Source organism: Streptomyces sp. NPDC055254 (assembly GCF_053606025.1).
Genome location: NZ_JBSGQV010000015.1, coordinates 119,660 through 144,945, shown reverse-complemented (window position 1 = coordinate 144,945; position 25,286 = coordinate 119,660). Strand labels below are relative to the sequence as shown.

The following is a 25,286-nucleotide window of genomic DNA, read 5'->3' as shown; positions in this document are numbered from 1 at the left end:
ACAAACGCGACTACATCTTCAACGGCACCCTGGCCACCGCGGCCATCGTGATCTGGCTCCGCGACCTCATCAAAGAGCCACCAGACACTGCCTAGTCAGTGACGACGACTTCGTCATCCGGAGGCCACCACCCGCCCGGCCCAGAAGGAGAGCCGGAGCGGATCGAGAGCGGATCGAGTATGTGACCCGCGGGCATCGCTTCCACCTGGGCGGCCAGGAACACGGCAGCCCGACCACCCGACCCGGCAAAGTTCGGTGCACGTCACAGCACTGGCTGGAGGAGCCGGTGGCGGCGGTGGAGCTCCAGGGTGCTGACGACCGTCACGCCGAGGGTGATGTGCATCAGGGCCAGGGCGGCGACGGTGCCGCCGTCGGCGCCGGACGACAGCGGGCCGGCGACCGACAGTAGTGCCAGGCCGCCGCCCACGTACTGCGCGATCCGCAGGAAGACCAGATTCCACAGGGACAGAAGCAGGGCAGCGCCCGCCCCGACGGCCAGCGGGACGACCGAGGCGCCGATGACGCCGCCCACCGTGATCGGGTGCTCTTCGCCGCCGTTGACGATGATGAGCGAGGCGTCGGCCAGCTCGGCGACGGCGAGGACGATGAGATTGACGACGACCGCGCAGATCGCCCCGGTGACCAGTGCCTTCCACCAGGTGAGGCCAGAGCGGTGGACCGGGGATGCGCCAGGCACAGCGGGGTCGGGGTTGTGAACGATGTTGCTCGACATGGGGCTCCTCCAGTGGGTGAAGTGCCGCGCCGCCCCCAGCCGCCGGCGGTGCGTACGAATGAGCCTCCAACCTGAAGCGCGCTTGAGGTCAAGTCCCGTCTGTGCGACGTCCCGTGGTGAGACGAGGGCAGGCGGGGCAGGGATGGCGCCTTCGCGCCACCGTCACATTACAAAAAAAGCGGGGTCCCGGACGCTGTGTCCAGGACCCCGGCGATTTTGAATTCAGTCGGTATCTATTTCCCGCACGGAATCCAGAAGAGCGCTTGCGACGTGACGGTAGTCGTCTTTATAGAAACCGGTGACGAGGTGGAAATGCTCCTCCGACTTGATGTGGCGAGGCAACCCCTGGAACAGCTGGTGCACCAGGTGGAGATCTTGGAGGGTGACCACAGTCGTCTCGGAGTCGGAGAATCTCGCCGACAACTCCTGCAGGGTCTCCCGCGTGGCACCGAATTCTACGATCATGCTCGCCTCGGTCAGTGGCCCGTTGACGACATAATCGACCGCTGCGAAGAATGCGGTCCGCTGGGAGGTCACCAGAGTGAGATCCAGCCCCGTAGCGCCTGCCGCAATCCTTACTGATTTTCTCATTTCAAAGTATACCTGGCCCCTCCGTTGTGCATGTCGTTCTTGAACTTATCCGGATCGAGCCTGAATCCGTGAATCTTGTCGGCTCCATCTATTATGATAACGCCGCGGTTGCTGTCGTACGTAACCAAAGATCCTCTCTTGTTGTCTCGATGGGTCATCTTGCCTTCGAAACTCTTGAAATACGCCGCGAGCGCGGAAGGGTTGTGCCCAATTCCTGGAATGTTGTGATCCAGGGCGCGGGCTTGATCTGTTCCGTGCATCGCGTCGATATTGTAATCAGCGCCGTCGGCAGCCCTGTCTCCATAAGCCTTGCGCAGGGCTTTATAGGTCGTTTCGTCGAGTTGACCCGTTGCGGGGTCGTATCCCGTGCAGTTGTGAACGAGGACCGGGGTGGGTCCGGCGAGGACGTAGTACGTGTGGAGGTCGTCCACCGTCAGGTTGTAGGCGGGTTGCAGGCCGTTCCAGTTATTGACCCTTGTAATGCGGGCCGTTCCGGCCGGCGTGCGGAGCGTGTCTCCCGGCTTGAGTTCGGCTGCATCCACCCACCCGTTCTGATTCTCCAACCAGAAGGGGTGGTGGCCGGTTGCCGTCAGGGAGGCGTTTCCGTCCGGGGCCCCCAGCGTGAGGTCGGTGAAATTCCGGTCATCGGGCGTGTAGATCGTCGCGGTGACGCGGCGTTTTCCGGATATTCCGGTGACGGGGTCGGTTGCCTGGACCTCTTCGCCGATCCTGACGCGCTCGATGGGGCGGGTGGTTCCGTCGCCCATCAGTACAGGTGTGCCGGCGGGGAAGCTGTGCTTCTTCCCTCCGCACTCCAGAATATCTTCTATCTTTTTATTGAATCGCTTCAGTTTTTCCCAGAGGGGTTCAGCCTTGCTGTACCACTTCTTCCCCTTGGGAATGTAGGCGAGCCAGCCGGCGATGGGAATGGCTGCACCGCAGGACCATGCCGCGTCGGTGAATTTGCTCGAATCTCCGAAACCGACACCTTCCAGGGCGTAGGTAAGGCAGTTGCTGAGGTCGGCGATTTCCCCGAGGATGGGGATTCCACCGAACCCGTCGGCCACGAGGTGGCGAAGCTCCAGGTGCAGGCGCTCTCTCTCCAGGAACGAGAGGTTCTTGTACCACTCCCAAGCCTGTTTGCCGGCTTCGGATGCGTAGTCGCCCGCGTATTCCATTCCGCCCGCGACCAGCTGCTCCAGATACCGGTACTTCTCGTAAGCCTTCTCCCACCAGGTCTGCTCGTTCGCGCGCGCCTTTTCGGCGAGGTACGTGTCGAGGTGCTTCTGGTAAGTGACGGCTGCGGCGTTTGCGTCGGCTCCGGCGTTGATGGCGGACTGGCGTGCGGATTCGGCCGCCGCGTAGGCCTCGGCGGCGTAGCCGCGGGCCAGGTCGGCGCTGGCTTCGGCCCATGCCGCGGAGGCGTTGGCGTTGCTCGCGCTGGTCCGGGCCTGCTGCTGCGCGTTGCGGGCGGTGGCCGCGTGCGCGGCTGCCTTCTTCGCGGAGGCTTCAGCCTGCTTTGCGGAGGTGTCGGCCTGTTCGGCGTAGCCGGCGGCCTGTTCGGCGTAGATCTTGGCCTGCCGGGCGTACTCGGTCGCTTCGTTGGACGCGTCCAGCGCGGTGGCGGCGGTCTTCAGGGCCTCGGCTGCCCGCTGTTGGGCGAGGGCCGCCACCTGTGCGGTTCCGGCGATGACGTGCTGGATCTGCGCGACGTGGCCGGCGTTGCCCTGGTCTCGGCGTGCCGCCTTGTGCTGGCCGCTTTCGACGAAGGTGCGCAGGGACGGAGCGGGTCCCTCCATGGCGATGTCGGCGTAGGCCTTCACCTCCGGGCCGGCGTTCTGCGCCAAGCCGGCCACGGTCGCCTGGTCGTCGCTGTGACGGGCGGTGTGCTGAACGGTGGTGAGGAAGTCCAGCAGCGGCCGGTAGCCGGTCCCGTTGAGGGCGGCGTCCGAGGCCTTCTTGACGGCCGGCCCCCCGGAGTTGCCGATGCGGGCGACCTCGACCCGGTACGCGGAGACCGCTGCCTCGTGCTGTCCCTCCACGAGGAAGGCGTGGATCTGGGTCGCGTCACCGCCCAGCGTGGTCGTGGCGGCGCTTCTCACCGCTACGTACGGAGAGTCGTCGCGGAGTCTGAGGATCTGTTCGCGTTCGTCCTGCTGCTCCGCCGCCCGCCAGCCGTTGCGGGCGTACGCCACCACGACGGCGTCCGGGGCGGCCAGGGCGCTTTCGGCTGCGGCCCGGCTCCACTGTCCCTGGGTCTGCAGGGCGGCCAGGGCCATCTTGCGGCCCGCCGCGGCGATCTGGGCGGGCTCGGCCGCGGGCTGGGCGGCTTCTTGGGACAGGCGGACGAAGTCGGCTCGGAGCTTGTCGGAGTCGGCCTTGTCCTTCTTCTCCTCGGCGAGGGTCCTGTCGTACGCGGCCTTGAGGTCCTTGGCGTGGTTGATGCCGGTGGCCTTGCGGGCGGCGAGTTCGTCCGCCTCGGCCTTGCGGGCCAGGTCGTGGATCTCCTTGGCCTTGTCCACTGCCGCCATGGCCTCCTTGGCGCGCTGGAGGGCGGTGTCGGCATGGGCCTTGGACTCGGCGGCCGCTTCCTTGGATCCGGCCGCGTGCCCGCCGGCCTTCATGGCGGCATCGGCGGCGTTGCGCGCGTGCTTGGCGGCCGAGCGTGCCGCGTCGCGTGCCGCTCGGGCCTCGCGTGCCGCGTTGGCCGCGTGACCGGCCGCGATGTCCGCGGCGCGGGTCGCCTCGGCCGCGTGGCGGCGGGCGGTGGCAGCGGCCTGGCGGGCCTCCGCGGAGGAATTGCCGGCCTGCTCGTTGTACCCGGCGGCCTCCTCCGCGGCCAGGGCGGCGCCGTCCGCGTTCGCGATCGAGGACGCTGCGGCCCTCGCCGAAGCGGCGGCGGCGTCACCGGAGATCGCCGCGCGCTCCGCGGCCGTCGCGGCGCCGTCGGCGGCGTCGGCGGCCTGCCGGGCGTGGGCGGCGAGCGCCTCGTCCCGCTGACCCGCTGCCGCATGGGTGAGCGCCTTCGCGGCGGCGTTCGCCGCCCCGGACGCGGCACGGGCGGCGGCACTGGCTGCCGCCGCGGCGACCTGGGCCGCCGCGTTGGCGGCACGGGCGGCGGCGATCGCCGACTGAGCGGCCTCGGCCGCACGCCGGGTGGACTCCGCCGCGCGGCGGGCGGCTTCGGCGGCGCGGGCGGCGTCCGCCTTGGCCGCCGCTGCCTCGTCCCTGGCCCGTTCGGTCTCCTTCTTGGCCAAGAGGGCCAGTGCGATGGCCCGGTCGGCGGCCTCCTTGGCGGCCCGGCTCTCCCGCTCCGCCGCGTCGCCGGCGTCCTTGGCCTGCTGGGCGAGCTCGGTGACGGAGGCGTGTTCCTGGTCTTGCGCCCTGGCCACGTGCTGACCGAAGGTGAGGAACTCGCGAACGTCCTCGATCGAACCGTTGAGGGCTGCGGTGGCGGCGGCGCGGACCTTCGCCCCGCCCGCCGTTTCGAGCTGCGCCACACGGACCCGTGCGTCGGAGTCGCGCTTCTTGTACTGACCTTCGCTCAGGAAGGCGCGCACCGCTTGCATGTCGGAGTTCAGCGCGGCATCGGCGGCCTCCTTCAGGGTCCTGCCGCCGGCTTCGCCGATCCTGGCCGCCTCGACCCGCTGGTCCTGGTCGAGGGGCAGTTTCCAACCCTCCTTCAGGAAGGTGTCCAGCTGCTCCGGAGTCCCGGCCAGCGCCTGCTCGGCGGCCTTGCGCACGCCCGGGCCGGCCTCCGCGACGACCTGAAGCGCCGCTTCGCGGTCGTCGAGGTTCTCCGCTATGGCGCGGCCCTTGTCGAGGAAGGCGCGGATGTCCGCGTCCGAGCCCGTCAGGGCGGTCCCGGCGGCCGCCTGCATCGCCGGACCGCCGTTCTTCCAGAACGCGACGGTCTGCCCGCGCTCGCTGACCGGGGTCTCCGCGGCTGCGGCGATCGGTGCCGTGGACAGCAGCGTCGTCAGGAGAGCCAGCGGAAGGAGACCGCCGATCAGCGTGCGTGAAGCGTCCGGTCTCCTCCCCGCTCCCCAGCGTGGTCGGCCTGTTGTGTGACGCACGGAATCTCCCCCTCTGTGTGCCGATTCCCGCGGGGACCGGCATGCGTGAACCCAGTCGAGCCGGGTGGGAACTGAATGCCTGCCAGGCCGGGACGCGCCTGGCAGCCGCGGGAACTGCGCTGGTCACGCGCAGGGTTGTGGCTGACGCGCAAGGCGCGGACAGGGCCGTGCCCAGGAGTGTGTCCAGGCATGGGTGTCTGCCGAGCTGTGAGGACCCTATGAGGGAACCTCACTGATTTCAACTGGCGTTGATGCATGCAAACGGTGGTTGATATGCGAGTCGCGAGCCGTTACCGTCTCCCCCCAGAGGGTCACGAGCCCAGGAATCGGCGGTCTCGCCTTCGCCTCGGGCCTTGATGCGGCCGAGGTGGAGGCGTTGGTCGGAGGTGAGCGATCGGCCACGGCCACGGACACAGCCATGGACCGCGCAGGTGCGTACGCCGGTGGCGGCACGTCACCGTCAGGTCGTCGACCGCATCGTCTTTCCGCGCACCACTCGGCTCAAGGCGACCGATGACGGCGGCAGGCGGACGTACCCGCTGTCGGAGATCGCTGCGCCCCCCCGGACCCCGGCAGTCCTCACCCCCTGCCGTCCAGCACGAGCCGGACGGCCCCGAGTCACCCTCCCACGGGGGTGACATGACGAAAGTGACGTTCATGGCATTGCGCACACGGTGGTGGCTGCCGGCCACCACCGCGACCGCGGCGGTCCTCATGGGAACCGCCGCCCCCGTGGCTTCGGCCGCCGGCGAGCCGGCCGCCAACGCCGGTGCCCCGTACGTCGTCGAGGACGGGTCCTACCCCGGCAGCGATCAGACCCTGGCGGAAACCGGCGCCAAGCTGATCCGCGGTGACGGCAACATCACCCACACCCCTTGCGACAAGCCGTACCAGATCAAGGTGTGGGCCCGCGATCTGAAGCTGCCCGAGGAGCGGATGTGCTTCGCGGCTCCTGGAGGCACCGGGTTCCTCACCGTCTCCATTCCGGGCGCGTACCGGATCCAGACCTACGAGCGGTCGGTGAAGGCCAGCATCTCCGTCAAGAACGAGACGCAGAACCTGGACATCCCCGGCAACACCAGCAGAGGTTTCGGTGAAGCGGGCGCGGACCCGTCCGCCGCCGTCCTGCTGGAGCTGCGGGTCACCGGTACGTCGAGCACCACTCCCCCCGGTGCCGGACAGCCCATCGACACCGCGGGACTCGCTTTCAACACCAAGCTGATCGTCGGCGACAGCAAGCGCTCCTGCTCCGGTGCGCTCGTCGATGCGCACTGGGTCCTCACCGCCAAGAGCTGCTTCGCCGACGACCCCGCCCAGGGCAACACCGTGGCCGCGGGCGCGCCGAAGGACAAGACCACCGCCGTGGTCGGCAAGTCCCTGCTGATCACCAGTGGCGGACACACCAGCGACATCGCCGAACTGGTCCCGCACGCCGACCGCGACCTCGTCATGGCGCGCCTCGTGCAGCCCGCCAACGGCATCGACCCCGTCCCGCTGGCGGCCACCGCGCCCGCCACGGGTCATGAGGTGACCGTCGCCGGCTTCGGTCGTACCAAGACCGAGTGGGTCCCCGCCACCCGTCACAAGGCCGTCTTCACCGCGGGGAACGTGACCGCGACCGGCTTCGACCTCGCAGCCAAGTCTCCCGCCGACGCCACCGTCTGTGCCGGCGACGCCGGCGGTGCCGCATTCCGCACGGAGAACGGCAAGCCCGCCCTCGTCGGAATCACCGGCCGCGGCTGGCAGGGCGGCTGCCTCGGCGCCCCCGACACGGAGACCCGTGCCGGTGCGTTCAGCACCCGGGTCGACGACCTCGGCGGTTGGTTCCAGCGCGTCCGTGCACTGTCCCCGGGCTGGAAGACCCAAGCCCTCGTGCAGTCGGGCAGCAGCCTCTACCAGGGCGTCCGTGTGAACGACGGATCCTGGACCGGCTTCGAAGACGTCCAGACCCAGGGCGCCGGCAGCATCGGCGGCATACGCAACTCCGCCGCCGTAGGCATGAGCGGCGACACCCATGTCCTCGCCGTCAGCAACAGTGCCGGGCTGTTCCACACGATCCGCAAGCAGGACGGTTCCTGGGGCGCGTTCGGGGACGTCTTCGGCGCGGCCGGCGCCCTCGGCAACCTCACCGGAGTCACCGCGATGAACATCGGCCGGGACCTCCACGTCGTCGCCGTCGCCGACGGCAAGGCGCTCCACACCGTCCGCGACGCCACCGGCAACTGGACGCCCTTCCGCGACGTCACCTCCGGCAAGGTCGGCAACGTGACGGCCGCGGCCACCGCCGTCGTCCGGGGCGAGCTCCACGTCACCACCGTCAGCGGCGGCAAGGCCTACCACACCATCCGTCAGGGCAACGGCAACTGGCTCCCCTGGGGCGATGTCGCCGGAGCCGCCGGTCCCACCGGCCCCATCACCTCCATCAGCACCGTTGGCTCCGGCGACGAGACGCACATCGTCATCGCCACCGACAACGGCGCCCGCCAGTACCACGCGTTGCGCAACTTCAACGGCGTCTGGACCCAGCTGACCGAGATCAAGGCCATCCTCGGCACGGTCACCGCCAAGTCCGTCGCCACCGCCAACGTCGCCGGCGAGGTCGTGGTGGCCGTCACCACCGCCGACGACAAGCTCCTCCACACCACCCGCCGCGCCGACCGCACCTGGGCCACCACCGCGGCCGTCCCGGTCCAGGGCCTGCCCGCAGCCCCGGGCGCCCTCGCCATCACCGGCACCTGGAACGGCTGACAGCGGGACGGACCCGCCGGTGAGGGTACCCCCACGGGGGTGGAGTACCCTCACCGCCGCACGCGGCCTCCGAAGGCCACGGCGGACCGGCGCGAGCCGGCCGTGCGGCCGGAGGCAGACGCAAGAGCGCGGGAGATCGAGACCAGCAGGTCGCGGTCCGCCGCCTCCGCCGAGCGCACGGCGGCCACCGCGACGACGTTCTGCTCCGCGGCGGGCTCCGCCGTGCGCGCACGCGCCTGCGCCGCCGCGGTGAACATGGCGGCCAGGCCGGCCGCCACGGCTTCGCGCTCCGCCGCCCCGCCCTCCTTCGCCCGTCGGTAGGCCGCCTCACGTACGTCGTCCGTGCAGTGGACGCACAGTTCGAGCATCCAGTCGTGAACGGTGGTCATCCGGTAGAGCAGGACCTGCTCCGGCCCGGCGTACCAGGGCGGGGGAAGGAACATCCTGCTTCCGGTGGCCAGTCCGGACCGGCGGACCAGTCGCCACAGGGGCCGCAGGGCACTGACCGCGCGCACGGGGTGCCACACCCGGTCGATCAGGCCGGGGCCGTAGGCCGGGACGAGGAGCCCGACGCCGACCATCATCCCGCTGGCCGAGATGAAGGGCGACAGGCTCTCGTTCAGCGCGTCCCAGTCCCGGCCCGCCCAACGGGCAGCGATGGCGGTCAGCTTGAACAGGCCGAAGACGATGTTGGCCAGGGCCGCGATCACCAGGACGAGAAGGCCGATCCGCAAGGGCCGGTCGACGGCCGTCCTCGTCCCCCGCGCCGTTCTTCTGCCGATGTCGATCAACCAGTTCCAGCACACGATGGTCGTGGCCGCGCCGGCAGCGATGTACGTGAGCAGGTAGAGCACGAGCATCTCGCTGATGAACGGGGTGGTGGCGTAGTACGTGTCGAAGTCCCGCGGGCGTTCCACCGGGACGTCGCCCAGGGCGAAGAGCCCCGCCAGGGCCACGATCACCACGAAGCAGCCGGTCTTCCACACCCGTGCGCGGCGGCGCGTGCGGGCGACCTCTCCCGACTTCCCTCTCCAGTAGTCCAGCAGCAGCAGGGACGCGCACGCGTAGGCGGTCATGATGCAGTGGACCAGGAGGGCCGAGAGATTGCAGATGCCGGTGAGGCGGTTGACGGCGGTGATGGTCGGCGGGGAGGACAGGACGAAGCCGGCGCAGGGCAGGAACAGCAGCGCGTTCACCGTCCGGACCGTCGGGCTGCGCCACCCCCGCTGGAGGGAGGGCCACTTCGCGAGCAGGGCTGCGCCCAGTACGGCGGCGGGAAGGTAGTAGTCGGCCCCTTCTCGCATCAGCCCTCCAAGGATGCCCAGATACGCCCGGTCAGCTCGTCGGAGGGCGTCCTGTTGCGCGTGCCGAGCAGGAGCGGGCGGAACTTCGCCGCCAGCAGACGGCCGAACCGCTCCGCCCGCCGCTCCTCGTCGAGGTCGTAGTCGGTGCGTGCCGCGACGTGGGCGACCGCGTCGTCGACGCGCCACCGGTCACCGAGCATGCGCGCGGCCGCGGCCCCGCCGGCCGTGCTGCCGGGCCGGCCCTCCTTGCGATGCCACAGCTCGTGCCCCAGTATCACCATCTGGTGAACGGGCAGGGTGTTCTTCTCCACCGCGATCACCTCGTGATCGCCCAGGTCGAGCCAGAGCCCGCTGACCGTGCCAGGGGGGAACGGCTCCAGCATGAGACGGACCTCGCGCCCGCTGGTCTCCGACACGTGGGCGCAGACGGCCTGCAGGAGCTCGCGCGGCTGGTGCGCCGTCCGGCGCGTCGCCCCCGCGAACAGTTCGTCCCGGTGGCGCTTCATTTCACGGGAGATACGCACCGCGTCCCACATGTCTTCCCCACCCGGACGCATCCCTCGCCGGCACACCGCTCGTCGAACCCTTGAACGCATGCGCGGCACTCTGACAGTCGTGCGCCCGCACAGTAGCCACTCGACACGGCGCAGGCAAGCTGCCCCGGTGTGTACATCGCGCCTGGCCAGGGGCCCTTTTACCGGCCTTCGCGGGCGCGCTCCTCGCGCGAGCGCCGGGCAATGGACTCGATGAGGGCGATGATGGGCTGCGCCGTGTCGTCCGGCACGTCGGCGAGTGCCCGTGCGGCGTAGCCGACGATGCCCAGATCGGAACCGGGAGAACCGGCGCCCTCCGCGGCATTGGCGGTGTCCGCGCTCCTGAGGCGCTGGATGTCCGCGTCCTGGCGCGCGACGGTCCGCTCCAGCAGGTCCTTGTGGATTCGCTGGAGCACCCGGTCCAAGGCCTCGGCGGGCTCGGCGACCAGGAACTCGATGCTCTCTCCGAAGAAGTCCGCGATACCGGCGGCGTGATCGAGGTTCGGAGCCTTCCCCGTTTTGATCATCTTGTCGAGCCACTGGGCGCTCGTTCCCGCGCCCGCCGCGATGTCCGCCAGCGAGTACGCCCGCCGCTGGCCGTCGGGGGAAGTCCGCAGTCGGGTACGGCGCAGGAAGACGATGCGGGCGACCACCCGGCGGTGCCGCTCTTCCACCGGGTCCGTCCCGCCACCGTCGCCCCGGGGCAGCCGCTCACCGCGCAACAGCGCCCGCACATCCTCCACGGGCAACCCCGAGGCGTACGAGAGGCCGCCCTCGCCCTCCACCCGGAGCGCGTCTTCGTCCGCGAGCCCGGCTCGTTCGAGCAGGGAAGTGATGCGCCGAGCGGTCCCGACCGGGTCCGCGGCGAACCTCTCACTCATTCCTGCTCCCCCGTTCCGGGCCGACCGGTGGTCGGTGACGCACGTGCACGCCAAACAGTATCGACCTCAGCTCGGCGTCAGCAACCGAGGATGACGGGCATCAGCCCGCATTGACTGCCGGGGTGACAGCGCCGCCGCGGGTTCCCGATGCGGGCGATGCGGTGGGTTTGCGGCGCCCGGGCCGTGGCAGACGGGCTGAACATCACCGCTGCGCGGTGGAGTTGTCAACGGCCGACCACGAAGGGACCCCTCCCATGTCCGACGCGTACCGTTCCCCGGACCACACCGGCGCCGGCGTCCACCCCGCCCCCGCCTCCGCACCCGGTTCGGGGCGCAACGGCCTCGCCGTGGCCGCGCTGGTCACCGGAATCGCGTCCCTCCTGCTGCTGTGGCTGTGGTTCGTGGGCATTCCGCTGGCCCTGGTGGCCATCGGCCTGGGCATCGCCGCCCTCCGTAGAGCCCGGGGCGGCGCCGGCCGCCGGGGCATGGCCGTCGCAGGCCTGGCCCTGGGCGCCGTGACGGTGGTCCTCGCGGGGATCCTCGTCGCCGTCGGGGTGTCCATCCTCAACTCCGACGAGGGCAAGGACCTGCGGTCCTGCCTGAACAGCGCCGAGACGCAGCAGGAGCAGCAGGACTGCTCGAAGCGCTTCAACGACGACGTCGACCACTGACGCGGAACCTGCCCGGCGGCCGGAGCAAGCTTCTCGCCCCCCGCATCGCCGCCGGCGCGGCTGCCCGGCGCCGGCGGCGATGCGGGGGAAAACGCTTGGACCGGGTGGGCGGCCTCGCGGGACACTCCGACTACGGCCGCCATGCCGCACGAGATCAGCAGTGCCCTACCCGTGGTGCCCTTGGGATGAGGGGCGGTTCACTTCTTCAGGTGACGCACGGCCCGTTCGGCGACACCGACGGGCTGCCGGGGGTGCGCACGGACGACGAAGGTCCCCCGCTCGCCGAGCGGGGGACCTTCGTGGGACGGCGGACCTCGTTACCTCAGATGCCGGGAAGCTGGGCCCCGTAGAGGCTGCGGTACGCGGCCAGCCGTTCGGATTGCTCATCCATGAACTTGAGCAGTTCGTAGGCCAGCCCCGAGGTGCCCACCTGCTCGCACGCCACCAGCTCCTCGTAGAGGAGCCACGTGGCCCCGCGGACGACGTCCAGGCACGCGTCGGCGATGTCCTCCTGCTCGCCGCACACCAAGGCGGTCATGATCTGCAGCAGATCGTGACGCATTCCGACAGGAGGACGCCCGGCCAGGGCCGCGACCACGAGGTGCGCCGTCGCCACGGCCGGCTCCATCAGGTTCGACTGGATGTAGGCGTGATTCTCCGCCCATTCGTCACTGAGCCTCTCGGGGTTCCCCTCGAGCAGCCCGATGAGAAGGTCGGGAATGTGCTCGGCCGAGATGGTCCTGGTGACCGAGCAGCCACACTCCATACCTGCCCAGTCGTGCAGTCCCGCTTCGATCCGAACCAGTTCCAGTGATTTCATTCCGCACCGTCCGAGAGAATCCTGCCGAAGTCCCAGGGCGACTTCTCATTGGTCTTCGGGTTCGTTCCTACGTGCTTGACGCCTTCGATGAACTGACCGGGGGAGTAATCGGCTTGGCACTTCGGGCACACCGGCTTGACGGACAGGAAGAACTTGCCGGCCTCATCCTTCGCCACCGTGTAGGCGTTCGTGAAGACTACATGGGTGGCGTCACCACCGAGTGCGCGTACGACGTTGCCCTCGGCGCAGTACGACCTGCCCGGCGCGAAGCCGCCGGAACTGGCGATCGCCCGCTCTCCGGTCAGCGTGTTGATGCCGCCCACATAGGTCTTGTTCATGTTGGCCCTGACCCAGTTGCCGGGCGCACTCGCGTAGTCGAGCGCGAAACCGGACACCTGGTCCTGGAGTTTGCTCAGGTCCGTGGCGAGGTTCCCCGTCGGCCCGGGCGGCAGGACCGTGACCGGAGGCTTCCACGTCTTGTTGCCGTTTCCGCGGGGGGTCACCTTCGAACTGGGGAACCAGGTACGCGGGGCCTGCTTCGCTGCCGAGGTCCCCTTGGCCGCGAACGTGGCCCCCTTCGAAGCCGCGTTCATGGCCATGCCCGCACCGGGAAGGATGGGCATCAATGCCTTGGTGACGTGGTAGGAGATCCTGTACGCGTAGCTGTTGGAGGGCGGGCCGGCGATGTCCTTCAGTGCGCCGGTGGCGCTGTACATCGGGTTCGAGCGCTCGCGATCGCGTTTGATCGCATTGGCCTCCTCCCAGTCCCCGGTGAGCCGGTTCCAGCCCTCCCGTGTTTCCGAGAGCCAGTCCACGGTTCCGTGGTACGCGCCCTTGATCGCGTCGGTGAAGCCCTTCTTGATGCCGCCCCAGCTCCAGAGCCCGGAGGCATCGCTGCGGAAGACCGGGTTGTTGTTCGCGTAGGCGTACCCGTTCATCTGGAGCGGGTCGGTGATCTCGACGATCGGGTCGGCGCTGATGAAGCGGCCGTTGACCGGCTCGTACTCGCGGGCGCCCACGTGGGTCAGGCCCGTGCTGCTGTCGCCGTTCCCGGAGCCGAGGAAGGTTCGGCTGCCGGGCCAGTTGCCGGCAATGGCGCCGCGCTGGTTGCCGTACGGGTCGTACTTGCGGCGGGTGACCGCCTGGCCGGCCTCCTGTGCGACCGCGACGGTGGCCGTGTTGTGGTGGTCGGCGAGCAGGACCGTCAGCTTGTGGCCGGTGGTCTTGCCGTAGGTCTGGCGGGTGGTGGTGACGCCGCCGGGGCCGCTGTAGTAGCGGATGGCGTTGGTGGCCTGGCCGGCCTTGTCGACGGTGAATTCGGCCTCGCCGAGGTAGAGGGTCCGGGTGGTGCCGGTCTCCTCGACGAGGCGGTTGCCGTCGGCGTCGTAGATGTAGCTGGTGGTGTTGTCGGCGAAGGTCCACTGCTGCGCGACGGCGTTCGTGGCGCAGGCGAAGACGTGGAGGTCGTTGCCGTCGGTCGCGTTGTCGTTGGGGACGGTCAGGCAGGCGTTGGCCGCCGCGTTGTACAGCGTCTTGTCGCCGGCCCGGTAGGCGAACTTCTGCTTGGCGCTGCCGTCACACGTGGACAGTCGCGCGTACAGGCCGTCGGCGGTCAGGCACTTGTCCAGCGCACGCACCGTGTCACCGGTCAGACGCCACTGCTGCGCACGGGTCTCGTTGCAGGGGTACAGCTGGACGGGGGTGCCGTCCGTGCTGTTGGCGGACTGGACGTCGAGGCACTTGCCGGCCATGCCGGTGACGGCCACGGCGCCGATGCCCGGGCTGTTGGCGGAGACGAGCTTGTTGCGCCGGTCCCATTCCAGGGTCTGGGTGTCGGCGTCGATCTTCCTGGTCTTGGTGTTGCCTGCGGAGTCGTAGGTGTACGAGGACTGCGAGGTGGTGGTGCCCCCCGCCGTCCGGATCGTCTTGTCCGTCCTCGTGAGCGCGTGCGGCTTGGTCCTGACCGGCGGCTGGCCGCCCGTCGTGGTCTCGACGCCGTAGGCGTAGGTCGTCTCGTCGTCGAGCGCCGGGTTCGTCAGGTCGTGGTCGACGAGCTTGGTGCGGTTGCCGATCGAGTCGAACCGGTAGGACTGCCAGTACCCGTCGCCGTCCGGGCCGGCGGCGACGTCGTTCACGGACGGGCCGCTGCACGCCTCCGTCTTGCCGGTCCAGGCCTCCGTCAGCTGCCCCATCGCGTCGTACGCGAAGCACTGCCGGTCGATCTTCCCGCCCGGCTGGGTGTCCGTGATGGAGGTCGGGTTGCCAAGGACGTCGTACGTGTAGGAGACGGCGGAGATCCGGTTCGGAGCGGACGTCTCGCGGTCGCTGATGGACTCCTTGAGGCGCCCGGTGTTGTGGTCGAAGCGGCTGGTGGTCCACACCCGGTTCGGGGCGTTGCCCGAGGCCGTGCGCAGTACGGCACCGTACGGGCTGTAGACCGTGTCGGCCGTGTACCAGGACAGGCCGGACCGGGTCACCAGCGAGCCGTCGGCGTTGTAGCGGTTGATCAGCTTCTCGGCCGCGAGACCACCAGGGGTGGCGGGCACGGTCGTCGACTGGACCTGGCCGGTGGGGGTGTAGGCGGTGGTGTAGGCGTAGATGCCGGCCAGACCCTTGGTGGCCGGGGCATCGGGGATGGTGACCTTGCTCCCGGTGGGGCGGTACTCCTTGTCGTACCCGGTGAACTCCGAGGTGATGACCAGCCCGTTGGTGTGGCGGGCCGAGGAGACCGGATGCCCCTTGGCACCCGGCAGCGTGTCATAGGCCCAGGTGGCAACCAGCGGACCGTCGGCGGCGTCCTCACGGGTGGCCGTCCGGCGACCGAGCACGTCGAACTCGGTGAAGGTCTTGCGCCCTGCCGAGTCCTCGGTCCAGACCTGCTGGTCGAGGTCGTTGTAGCCGTACACGGCCTTGCCCGTGTCCGGGTCCTCCACACCGGTCATCCGGCCGCGGCCGTCGTAGGAGTACGTCCACTTGTTGCCGACGGGGTCGGCGACCTTGGTCAGCTGCCCGCGCACGTCGTACTCGTACGTCGTGTTGTTCCACGTGGTGAGGTCGGTCGCGGTGTAGTGCTGGATCAGGGAGGTGCGGCCCGAGGCGTCCGTCCAGGCCTTGGACGCACGGCTGCCCTTGAGGGGAGCCGAGCCGTCGGCCGACATCCCGGTGCGGGTCAGGGTCCAGTCGCCCTCGTAGCGCGTGATGGTCGAGTGCTGGGCCACGTCCTCGAAGAGGGTGGTGGAGCGCACGACCCGGCCGAGACCGTCGAAGGCGGCCTTCGTCGAGTTGGGGACATGGAAGACGGACTCCGGCACGAAGATCTTCGTGTCCGGCTCGCCCTCGGCGAAGTAGCCGTTGTTGGTCTGGCTGACCGTGCCGTTCGCGCTGTACAGCGTGTCGGACACGATACGGCCGCCGCCCAGCGCCTCGGTCTGCGTCTGGCGCGAGCGCATGAGGCCGTCGTAGATCTCGACGGAACTCTGGTACGTGCCGTTGTCACGCAGGGAGCGGGAGATGACGGTCGGCGCCGTGTGTTCGGCGATCTGGTACTCGAACGTCTGCCGGGCCTTGTCGGTGGCAGGGTTCTGCGAGGGCGTCCATACCGCGGTGGCGCGGCCCAGCGCGTCGTACCCCTGGGTGACCTTGCGGCCGTTGGCGTCGGTCTTCTCCAGCGCGGTGCCACGCCCGGGGTCCACCGAGGTGGTGGCCGTGTGGCCCGCGGCATTGGTCAGCGTGACGGTGAACGGGGAGCCGGTGGCGGGGGCGAAGGAAACGCTGGTCGTGTGACCCGCGGGGTTGTAGGACTTGATGGGACGGCCGAGCGCGTCGTACTCGGTGCGCTGCGCCGTGACCCAGCCGGTGCCGGCCGCGTCATTGCTGTCGACCTGCCGGGGCAGTCCCTTGACGGGTGCGGTGCCGAAGGCATTCAGCGCGTCGTAGGAGACGCGGCTGTCCGAGATCAGCGCCCCGGTGCTCGCCTGGGCGCAGTCGCCGGAGGTGGTCCGCTCCCGCTGGGGAAGACCGATCAGGTGCTTGTCGGTGTTGTGGACGTAGGTCATCGACGTGCACGTCTGGTCCGTGGTGGCCCATCCGCCGCTGCCGTTGGGCGCGATGACCTCGCGCTGGCTGGTGAGGGCCAGTCCGTCGGCGGTGTCGAAGGTCACGCGGGAGCGCACCGTACGGGTAGCCCCCGTGCTGATCGACTCGATCCTGTCGCTGCGCGAGCTGCTCGTGCGGAAGGATTCCAGCGCCGTGGTGCCGTCACGGGGACGGGAGCCCGTCTTCTGGCTCCAGGGCCAGGTCAGGTCACGCGTGGCGACCGCGCCATCCGACTTGGTGTACTGGATGACCTCGGCGGGTGTGCCCTGGTACTGGAGGAGGTCTTCGCCGAGCTCCTCGGCCCCGGTGGAGTCCTTGACGGTGATCTTGGCTCGGCCGGCGTCGCCGGACATGCCGCGGAAGTACCGGGTGCGGGTCTGGGATTCTTCCGTCGCGTCGGGCTTGCCGGCATTGGCGGTCACGCCGCGCTTCGTCAGCACGGAGGCGTAGCCGCGCCACTGGTTGTAGGTGCGCAGCTCGGGCTTGGTGAACGCGTCGTCGTCCTTGGCCCAGGCGGCGTCGCCCTCGTAGGTGTAGCTGGTGGTGACGTCGGGCTGGCGTGCGACGCGGTCCTTCTCGACGACCTTGTCGACGACGTACTTGTTGAACCACTCCAGCGGCGGCTTCTCCAACTCCGGGTCGGGCGACCAGTGGTTGGGGTAGCAGCGTCCCTTGTTCTCCTCCGGCTTCGGGTGGGTGGTGCCGACCGGGCAGGGGCTGGAGTAGTCGACGTAGGTCTCGCCGCCGGTCTCGTTGCGGATGGTCTCCACGCGGAGGCGGTCGAAGTCCGGAGTGGCGTCGCCGGCGCTCTTCGCGACGCGGTTGGGCATGTCCTGGACATTGGCCAGGAAGGACACGGCGGGCAGGGTGATGCCGATCTGGTTGCCGTTGGTGTCCTTCTCCGTCCCGTAGCCGGTGCGGGTGACGGACTCCAGCCACAGCGGGGGGTGCGTGTCGGTGCGCTGCTTCGGGAACGACTGGGTCAGCGACCACTGGTCGACCTTGGACAGTGCCGTCGAGCCGTTGGTGCGTTGGCCGTAGGTGGTGACGGCGGTCAGCCGCTTGCGGGTCCAGAACGTCGGCGCGCCGACGTAGCAGTCCTTCGCGTCCGCCTTGCAGTGCAGCGTGGACGGGGTGTCCCACCAGGGCTGCTTGTCACCGTAGTTCTTCGAGTCGAACTCGGTGTCGGTGCACTTGGCCGAGCCCTCCTTGATGCAGCGCTCGTCGACGGTGAACTCGACCTTGGCGGCCGGGGCACCGGAGAGGTTGTCCGCGCGCAGGCCGTAGAGGATCTGCTTGGGGTGGCCGCCGCGGTGGTAGGCGACCTTCTCCTTGAACTTCTCGTTCTTGGCGTAGTGGTTGCTCTCCTTGGCCCAGTCGATGACCATCGCGTTACCGTGGACGTCCTCGACGTAGTCGAGGTTCCAGCGCCAGGCCTGGGTGCAGGAGGACGCCGCGTACGTGCTCTGGTAGCACGGCTCGCCGGGGTGGTTGCCGAACACCGGGACGGTGAAGACGGAGTCGGTCACCTGCCGGCTACCGGCGCCGTCGACGTCGTGGCGGCCGAAGACGTAGCGGGTCCCGTTGCGGGTGGTGACGACCCAGTACTCGCCGTCCTTCGCGCCGTTGGCGACGCCGGCGTCCGTCTTCCGCTCGACGCGCGAACCGTCGTCCCGGGCAGGGATCCAGCGGCCGCTCGCCGTGTCGTGGACGAGCTCGACCGTCGAGCCGCCGAGCGACATGACGATGCTGTCGCCGACCCAGCAGAGGTCGCCCTTCTTCTTGTCCGTGGCGTTGTCGTTGTTCGGCTTGCTCGGGACGGCACCGCGGTCGTCGTAGCACGACCGGTAGCGGCGCTCGATGAACCCGGGCTCGTACTCCCAGCCGTCGCCGATCCACGAGGCCTGGCTGTTGGTCGCGGACGTCTTGCCGTCCACGGCCTGCGAGGAGTAGGTGAATGCGATCTGCGGAGCCGGTCCTGCCGGGGAGGCCGGCATGCTCAGCTGATGAGTCCAGGAGAAGCCGCCGCTGCTGCCGCCCGCCGCCCAACTACCGGACGGCGAGAGCGAGGTCGCCTTGTACGTGCCGCCCGCGCCGGAGGCGGAATCCGTGGCCGCGAGGACCGTCGGCCCGCCGCCGCCGGTGAGGGCCATGGTGCGCAGGCCCTGACCGGGCGCGGTGGCCGGGTCGACGGTGGCGCGGACGGTCCGGGTGGTCAGGTCGTTGGTGCTGGGTACGTCCTTGGCCGTGGTGCACTCGGGCAGGTGGGGGGTGGTGAGGAAGCACTCGGGGAGCTGCTTGATCTCCAGGCGGGTGGCCCACTCGGTGCCGTAGAGGTCCTCGAACTGCTTGTAGTCGAGCTGCACGTCGACCGGGGTCGAGCCCTCGGTCGGTGGCGTGACCTTGATGATCGCGCCGTCGATGCTGGCCGCCTCGGTGGCGGTACGCGACTCGACCGCCACGGCCCACGTACCCGACGGGGCGGGCGGAGTGGGGTTGGACTCGGTCGGCGACGCCTTGCCGATACTCACCGGCAGCGTGCCGGCCTGGACCAACTGGTCGCCGCTGAGCGCGACGTTCGCCGAACCGCCCACCGGCGGCGTGACCTTCGACGGCTCGAACTCGGCCGGCGGCTGCAGCGGTGCCCCGGACCAGCCTTCCAGCTTGGCGGCCTCGACCTTGTCGAGCTTGGCCTTGATGTCCTCCTGAAGACCCGGCAGCTGAACGCCGGTACGGTCCCCGGGCGGCGCTGCCCACGCTTGAATGGGCAGGAGAGAAGCAACCAGCATCACCGAGACAGTGATGCCGGTGCGCCCGGCAAAACCCATGCGTCTCGCACGGGTGTTCCTGATTCCGGGCAGGCGAAGACTGTCCGCCGACAACGGCGACATGTGAACCCCCCACGTTCTGCCACCGCGACAAAGGCGCAACTGTGGCAGGAAACTGACAACTAGCCAGGTGATTCTGTGGTCCGTCGTGACCTGCGCGCCACTTTCGAAATCCCCGTGTGGGCTTAATCACCTTACGGTCCGCACACATTGGGGCATTCTCCCCAGATGGGCGGCGGAAGACGGCTGTGCGGTGCGCCTCGCGGCGTGACGATCGGCCTGAAATGGCTCATGCTCAGCTCGCGCGTTCATCGCAGGCGAGCGGGGAGTGGACCCCTCACCTTCTGGGCCGATGGGCCGAATCACGAGTCAGTACCGAGGGCTTTGGAAGTGTGTGCCCGCGGGGGGAGAGAAGCGAAGACATGACTGCCAGCGAATCCGTGGACCCGAGTCCACCAACGGCTGTATCGGATAGGGAAGTTGTAGCGACAGCATCAAAGTCGGGGCGCGAGCCGGGGCCGGGGCGTGGTTGGTACGGGCGCCGCAGGGTCATGGGTGGCCTGGCCGCCCTGTTGGCGGTTGCGGTGGCCGTGCCGGTGGGTGTGCAGGTCTCCGGTGGGGAGGAGCCGAAGGCGAAGGCTTCCGGTGACGGGAGCGGCCCGGTGTCGGCTTCGCAGGCGCGGAAGTTGGCTTCGGAGTCCGGGAAGGACGTCGAGGTGACGGCCGACCGGTCGGCGAACACGACGACGTTCGCGCAGCCGGATGGTCTGTTCCGGATGCAGGTCTCCAGCTCTGCCGTTCGGGCGAGGGTCGGGGATCAGTGGAAGCCGGTCGATACGGATCTGCGTCGGGTGGAGGGCGGGTTCGCGGCGAAGGCGGTGAACGGTGCCGTGGTGTTCAGCGCGGGTTCGCCTGACGCGGGGCGGTCCTCGCGTGGTGTGGTGCGCTCGTCGTTGGCGGTGGATACGCCAGGTCAGGTGTGGACCGAGTTGGTGCGGTTGAACACCGACGGGCATGACATGTCGGTGAGCTGGCCCGGTGTGCTGCCGGAGCCGGTGATCGACGGCCCGCGCGCGCTGTACGAGAATGTGCGGCCGGGTATCGATCTGGTGATGACGGCGCGGGACGGCGGGTATTCGCATCTGCTGGTCGTGAAGGACAAGCGGGCCGCCGCCGACCCCCTCCTCGGAGAGATCAACTACCGTCTCGCCTCCCCGGATCTGCAATTCCAGCTCGACGGCGAGTCCGGCTCCCTGTCCGCCCGCGACGCGCAGGGTGAGGAAGTCGCCGGGTCGCCGTCTCCGCTGATGTGGGATTCGGCGGGCAAGGTCGCCACGACCGATGACGTCCCGGCGTGGAAGCCCACCGAGACCTCGAAGAAGCACCCCACCCTCGCCCTGCCGGGCCTGGCCGGCGCCGAGCGCGCCCACCTCTCGGTCGCCGCCGCCTCGCTGAACGACGGGACGCTGACCTTGAAGGCGGACCGGGCGCTGCTGGACGCCGCGGACACGGTGTATCCGGTGTTCGTGGACCCCTCGTTCAAGGGCCGCAAGCACGCCTGGTCGCTGCTCTACAAGACGGCCGGGAACTCGAGTTTCTACAACGGTCAGAATTACAACGCGTCGGGCACGAATGAGGCCCGGGTCGGCTACGAGTCGGATTCGGGCGGCACGTCGCGTTCGGTGTTCAATTTCGAGTTCGGGTCCCAGCTCCACGGCGCGGGGATCATTTCCGCGAAGGTCCGCGCGCTGCAGACGTATTCGTGGTCGTGTGATTCGAAGGCGATGGACATCTATGCCACGCCGTTCGTGACGTCGTCGTCGACGTGGAACAACACGACGGGCTGGTGGGGCAACAAGGTCACCTCGGAGAACTCCGGGTTCGGCTACAAGAGCACCTGCCCGGACGCGTGGATCGCCCCGGACATCAAGAACCTGGTCTCCCAGGCCGCGTCCGCCCGCTGGGGGGCGCTGTCGCTGGGGTTCAAGGCGCCGAGCGAGTCGGACTCGTACTACTGGAAGAAGTTCATCGCCAACGGCGAGAGCGCCCCGTACATCGAGGTCACCTACAACACGCCGCCGGACATCCCGGTCGCGGCGAACATGTCCTCCTCGCCGGGCGGCGCGTGTCTGACCTCCGGCACGGGGACGAGTATCGGCAAGACGGATGTGAGCTTCCAGTCCAAGGGCGTGGACCGGGACGGGAACTTGAAGATGGTCCAGATCGAGGTGTGGGACGCCGCGTCGGGCGCCAAGATCACCGAGGACTGGATGTGGCCCAACAGCGACGGGGTGGTCACCAAGACCCTGCCGTGGGCGTCGTTCACCTCGGGCCGCAAGTACTTCTGGCTGTCGCGGACCCAGGACTGGGACGGTTGGTGGTCCAACGGTTCCGGGCCCGCCGACTCGGGTGGCGGCGGCTGGTGCACGTTCACCGTCGATCACACCGCCCCCGCCAACCCGGCCGTCCGCTCCGTGCACTTCCCGCCGCCCGGCCCTGATGGCGCGGAGTGGTCCCTGGCCCCGGCCTCCACCCCCGACCAGTGGATCGAGATCCTCGGTAACGGCACCCCCGCCGCCGACATCCGCGAGTACCAGTGGAGCCTGAACCACCCCACCTGGGAGAAGAGGGCCACCCCCTGGCAGAACGACCTGGCCTCCATCAACCTCCAGGTCGACACCGCCGGCCCGAACATCCTCTACGTGCGGACGGTGAACAAGGCGGGGAACATCTCGGTGCCCACCGAGTACCTCTTCTACGTCTCCCCCCGCCCCGGCACCGACAAGCCCGGCGACGTCACCGGCGACGGCTTCCCCGACCTCCTCGCGGTCGACAAGGACGGCAACCTGCGCACCTACGGCGGCGACCGGGCCGGGGATACCGACGCGTTCATGCCCGGCGCGGTCGAGAACGGCAAGCCCGTCGCCCCCGGCCACTTCAAGGACCCGGCCGGCACCACCCCCGCGCTGATCGGGCACGCCACCGACTGGCATCCCGGTGACGGCTTGACCGACCTGATCGCCCGTATGCCGGACGGGAACCTGTACATCTACCCCGGCACCGGCACCGGCCAGTTCGACGCCGGACGGCGCATGGAGATGCAGATGCCGCTCTCCGCCCCGGACCCGGCCGCGTTCAGGCAGATCGTGGTCGTCGAGGACTTCGACGGCGACGGCCTGGGCGACATGTTCGCGCTCGACGCCGACGGGTTCTGGGTGTTCTCCGGCTACACCGGTTCCAGCTTCACCTCCTACAAGAAGCTCGCCACCGGCTGGGCCGCCCGCGACATCGTCGGTGTCCGCGACGTCTCCGGCGACCAGGTCCCCGACCTGGTCTTCCGTGACAACGCCAACGCCAACCGGGGACTTGCCCTGCGCAAGGGCAAGCCCGGACCCAAGGGCGGAGCCGACGTGAACTCCCTGGCCACCCAGGCCGGCTCCGAGGGCGGACTCGACCTCACCTACGCCACCACCGGCTGGGGCCGGGCCGCACTCCCCAAGATCCTGGGCACCGCCGACGCCACCGGTGACGGCATACCCGACATCTGGGGCGTCGGCACCGACGGCAACCAGTGGCTCTTCCAAGGCGGCACCACCACCATCGGCCCAGCCGTCGGCCGCGACGAGGACGGCTGGAACACCTTCCTCACCATCGGCTGACCGACACGACATAGGAACGGCAGTTGCCCTCCCCGGACATCCGGGGAGGGCAACTGCCGTTTCAGGAAACCGGGCTGTCCTTGTCCGGTGCGGCGGCCTGCCGTGGGATGGCGGAAGGCCGCGATCTCCGCCTCCGGATCGAGGGCCGAGGTGGGCTCGTCCACGACGAGGAGGCGGGCGTCGCGGAACCGGGTGCGGGCCGGGCCGAACTTCTGCCACTGGCCGCCGGACAGCTCCGAGGCGCCCCTCGGCTCGTCGTCCTCGACCGCGGTCGGATCGTCGAACAGGGAACGCACCAGGAGCCGCTGACCGCGGAGGGCGCCTACGCGAAACTCTGGCAGCACCAGTCCGGGGGTTCCTCGACGGCACCTCCGCACGAACCGATCTGCTCTGAACCGCTTTCACACCGGCCGTCGGGCGGCGTCCGCCGTCGATGGCCGGGCGTCGCCTTTCAGTCGGAAGGCGCCCTTTTTCAGCCAATGCTTAGGGTCGGCTAATCTGCGCGATGTGAAAGTTGGTGGAGAAAGAGCCGAGGTCACGCGTCCGCGCGGCCATGTGCTGTCGGCATCGCAGGTGACCGTGGCCTACGACGGCGTCGATGTCGTGCACGACGCGTCGGTCACCCTGCGGCCCGGTGAAGTGACCGTTCTGGTGGGCCCGAACGGCAGCGGGAAGTCGACGCTCCTGCGGACGGTGGCGCGCCTGCAGCGGCCCAGGACCGCCACCCTGACCCTCGACGACGAGACGGACGCCCTCGCCCTGACGCCCCGGGAGTTCTCCCGGCGCGTCGCCCTGTTGACGCAGGGGCGCCCCACCCCCGGCGGGCTGACCGTACGGGACGTCGTCGAGTTTGGCCGGTACCCGTACCGCGGGCGCTGGGGCAGGGCGGACCCGGACGGCCGGGCCGCGGTGGACCGTGCGCTCGCCATGACGGGCGTCGAGGACCTCGCGGACCGTGGCGCCGAACACCTCTCCGGGGGGCAGCTCCAGCGGGTGTGGCTCGCGTGCTGCCTCGCGCAGGAGACCGGCGTACTGCTCCTCGACGAGCCGACGACCTACCTCGACCTGCGGTACCAGGTCGAACTCCTCGACCTGATCCGGGACCTGGCGGACGACCACCGGATCGCCGTCGGGGTCGTCCTGCACGATCTCGACCAGGCCGCGGCGGTCGCCGACCGGATCGTGCTGCTCCACGCGGGACGGATCACCGCCGAGGGCGCCCCCGAGGACGTCCTGACGGCACGGCGGCTGAGCGACACGTACGGCATCCGCATCGAAGTCGACGACGACCCCCTCACCGGCCGGTTGCGCACCCGCGCGATGGGCCGGCACCACACGCGCAGCGAAGGGCTCAGCACCACCTCATGAGACGACGACTCCTCCTCACCACCGCGGCCGCCACCGTCGCGGCGCTCGCCCTCACCGCCTGCGGGACCACCGAACCGGCGGCCGAGGACGCGAAGAAGATGACCGAGCCCCTCACCCTCACCGACGCCTCCAGTGCGAAGGTGGAGCTCGGCGGGCCCGCCAAGAACGTCGTCGGGACCGAGTGGAACGTCGTCGAGAGCCTGATCTCGCTGGGTGTGGAGCCCGTCGGCGTCGCCGACGTCAAGGGCTACAAGACCTGGAACACCGCCGTGCCGCTCAAGAACGAGCCCAAGGACATCGGCACCCGCGGTGAGCCGAGCACGGACACCATCGCCTCGCTCAGGCCCGACCTCATCGTCGCCACCAGCGACCTTCCGCCGGCTGCCCTGAAGCAGCTGCGCGCCGTCGCACCGGTCCTGGAGCTCAAGGCCGCCGACGCCGCGGACCCGATCGGCCGGATGACGCGGAACCTCGACCTGATCGCCCAGGCCACCGGCACCACGCCGAAGGCCGACACGCTCAAGAAGGAGTTCGAGACGAAGACCGGTGAGGCCAAGAAGGCTCTCGCCGACGCCGGCCGCGCCGGTGCGAAGTACGCCTTCGCCGACGGCTACGTCGTCTCCAACCAGGTCTCGGTCCGCCCGTACACCGGCGGCTCGCTCCTCGGCGCCGTCAACGAGAAGATCGGCCTGACGAACGCCTGGACCGTCAAGGGCGACGAGAATTACGGCCTCGCGACCACCGACGTCGAGGGCCTCACCCAGCTCGGCGACGTCGAGTTCGCCTACATCGGCAGCGAGGCGGACAAGGACAGCACGCCGTTCGCCGGCGCTCTGGCCAAGGACCCGGTGTGGAACAACCTGCCCTTCGTCAAGAACGGCAACGTCCACCGCCTGCCCGACGGCATCTGGATGTTCGGCGGTCCCGAGTCGATGGGCAAGTACATCGACTCCGTCGTCCGGGCGCTGACGAAGTAGCA

13 protein-coding genes and 1 pseudogene are annotated in these 25,286 nt (G+C 69.3%); 6 read left to right on the top strand and 8 right to left on the bottom strand.

The window, feature by feature from the left end:
* Positions 1-262: 262 nt before the first annotated feature.
* The 3 genes from ACWFQ8_RS17470 to ACWFQ8_RS17460 form a co-directional block, all read right to left on the bottom strand.
* A complete protein-coding gene (locus ACWFQ8_RS17470; protein ID WP_453787107.1) occupies positions 263-733 on the bottom strand; it encodes a DUF6069 family protein in 471 nt (156 codons plus the stop codon).
* Between the two features lie 222 nt (positions 734-955).
* Entirely contained in the window at positions 956-1,270 is a 315-nt protein-coding gene (locus ACWFQ8_RS17465) for a hypothetical protein (RefSeq protein WP_453787106.1), read from the bottom strand.
* Between the two features lie 50 nt (positions 1,271-1,320).
* Complete coding sequence (locus tag ACWFQ8_RS17460; protein ID WP_453787105.1) at positions 1,321-5,400, bottom strand: polymorphic toxin-type HINT domain-containing protein; 4,080 nt, start codon at positions 5,398-5,400, stop codon at positions 1,321-1,323.
* A 657-nt stretch (positions 5,401-6,057) separates the two neighbouring features.
* On the opposite strand from ACWFQ8_RS17460, the gene ACWFQ8_RS17455 reads away from it, so the two are divergent.
* A complete protein-coding gene (locus ACWFQ8_RS17455) occupies positions 6,058-8,148 on the top strand; it encodes a trypsin-like serine protease (protein ID WP_453787104.1) in 2,091 nt (696 codons plus the stop codon).
* Between the two features lie 50 nt (positions 8,149-8,198).
* Here ACWFQ8_RS17455 and ACWFQ8_RS17450 read toward each other — a convergent pair whose 3' ends face one another.
* The 3 genes from ACWFQ8_RS17450 to ACWFQ8_RS17440 all read right to left on the bottom strand — a co-directional run bounded on the left by ACWFQ8_RS17450 (position 8,199) and on the right by ACWFQ8_RS17440 (position 10,866).
* On the bottom strand, positions 8,199-9,452 hold the full coding sequence (locus ACWFQ8_RS17450; protein ID WP_453787103.1) for a DUF6545 domain-containing protein: 1,254 nt from the start codon (positions 9,450-9,452) through the stop codon (positions 8,199-8,201).
* Positions 9,452-9,958, bottom strand: coding sequence for a toxin-antitoxin system, toxin component (locus ACWFQ8_RS17445; protein WP_453787102.1), 507 nt, complete (start codon positions 9,956-9,958; stop codon positions 9,452-9,454). Before ACWFQ8_RS17445 ends, ACWFQ8_RS17450 begins: the two co-directional genes overlap by 1 nt.
* A gap of 188 nt (positions 9,959-10,146) precedes the next feature.
* A complete protein-coding gene (locus tag ACWFQ8_RS17440; RefSeq protein WP_453787101.1) occupies positions 10,147-10,866 on the bottom strand; it encodes a hypothetical protein in 720 nt (239 codons plus the stop codon).
* A 254-nt stretch (positions 10,867-11,120) separates the two neighbouring features.
* On the opposite strand from ACWFQ8_RS17440, the gene ACWFQ8_RS17435 reads away from it, so the two are divergent.
* A complete protein-coding gene (locus tag ACWFQ8_RS17435; RefSeq protein WP_453787100.1) occupies positions 11,121-11,537 on the top strand; it encodes a DUF4190 domain-containing protein in 417 nt (138 codons plus the stop codon).
* Between the two features lie 322 nt (positions 11,538-11,859).
* On the opposite strand, the gene ACWFQ8_RS17430 is transcribed toward ACWFQ8_RS17435, so the two are convergent.
* Both ACWFQ8_RS17430 and ACWFQ8_RS17425 read right to left on the bottom strand, forming a co-directional pair.
* A complete protein-coding gene (locus ACWFQ8_RS17430) occupies positions 11,860-12,357 on the bottom strand; it encodes a hypothetical protein (RefSeq protein WP_453787099.1) in 498 nt (165 codons plus the stop codon).
* Positions 12,354-19,241 carry a ricin-type beta-trefoil lectin domain protein gene (locus ACWFQ8_RS17425; RefSeq protein WP_453787098.1) on the bottom strand — a complete coding sequence of 2,296 codons (6,888 nt, stop codon included), beginning with the start codon at positions 19,239-19,241 and terminating at the stop codon, positions 12,354-12,356. Before ACWFQ8_RS17425 ends, ACWFQ8_RS17430 begins: the two co-directional genes overlap by 4 nt.
* Before the next feature lie 1,016 nt (positions 19,242-20,257).
* On the opposite strand from ACWFQ8_RS17425, the gene ACWFQ8_RS17420 reads away from it, so the two are divergent.
* The 4 genes and pseudogenes from ACWFQ8_RS17420 to ACWFQ8_RS17405 all read left to right on the top strand — a co-directional run bounded on the left by ACWFQ8_RS17420 (position 20,258) and on the right by ACWFQ8_RS17405 (position 25,284).
* Positions 20,258-22,939 carry a DNRLRE domain-containing protein gene (locus ACWFQ8_RS17420; RefSeq protein ID WP_453787097.1) on the top strand — a complete coding sequence of 894 codons (2,682 nt, stop codon included), beginning with the start codon at positions 20,258-20,260 and terminating at the stop codon, positions 22,937-22,939.
* Positions 22,940-23,178: 239 nt separating this feature from the next.
* Positions 23,179-23,436, top strand: a pseudogene (locus tag ACWFQ8_RS17415) (hypothetical protein); the annotation flags it as partial.
* Positions 23,437-23,446: 10 nt separating this feature from the next.
* Positions 23,447-24,307: an ABC transporter ATP-binding protein gene (locus ACWFQ8_RS17410; protein WP_453787096.1), complete on the top strand. Its 861-nt coding sequence runs from the start codon at positions 23,447-23,449 to the stop codon at positions 24,305-24,307.
* Positions 24,304-25,284: an iron-siderophore ABC transporter substrate-binding protein gene (locus ACWFQ8_RS17405; protein ID WP_453787095.1), complete on the top strand. Its 981-nt coding sequence runs from the start codon at positions 24,304-24,306 to the stop codon at positions 25,282-25,284. Before ACWFQ8_RS17410 ends, ACWFQ8_RS17405 begins: the two co-directional genes overlap by 4 nt.
* Positions 25,285-25,286 lie beyond the last annotated feature (2 nt).

Excerpts from the sequence above, each read along its gene's own strand:
- ACWFQ8_RS17405 (WP_453787095.1), top strand. The coding sequence starts at position 24,304 with ATGAGACGACGACTCCTCCTCACCACCGCGGCCGCCACCGTCGCGGCG.
- ACWFQ8_RS17435 (WP_453787100.1), top strand. The coding sequence starts at position 11,121 with ATGTCCGACGCGTACCGTTCCCCGGACCACACCGGCGCCGGCGTCCAC.
- ACWFQ8_RS17440 (WP_453787101.1), bottom strand. The coding sequence starts at position 10,866 with ATGAGTGAGAGGTTCGCCGCGGACCCGGTCGGGACCGCTCGGCGCATC.
- ACWFQ8_RS17470 (WP_453787107.1), bottom strand. The coding sequence starts at position 733 with ATGTCGAGCAACATCGTTCACAACCCCGACCCCGCTGTGCCTGGCGCA.
- ACWFQ8_RS17425 (WP_453787098.1), bottom strand. The coding sequence starts at position 19,241 with ATGCTGGTTGCTTCTCTCCTGCCCATTCAAGCGTGGGCAGCGCCGCCC.
- ACWFQ8_RS17455 (WP_453787104.1), top strand. The coding sequence starts at position 6,058 with ATGGCATTGCGCACACGGTGGTGGCTGCCGGCCACCACCGCGACCGCG.
- ACWFQ8_RS17430 (WP_453787099.1), bottom strand. The coding sequence starts at position 12,357 with ATGAAATCACTGGAACTGGTTCGGATCGAAGCGGGACTGCACGACTGG.
- ACWFQ8_RS17445 (WP_453787102.1), bottom strand. The coding sequence starts at position 9,958 with ATGAAGCGCCACCGGGACGAACTGTTCGCGGGGGCGACGCGCCGGACG.
- ACWFQ8_RS17450 (WP_453787103.1), bottom strand. The coding sequence starts at position 9,452 with ATGCGAGAAGGGGCCGACTACTACCTTCCCGCCGCCGTACTGGGCGCA.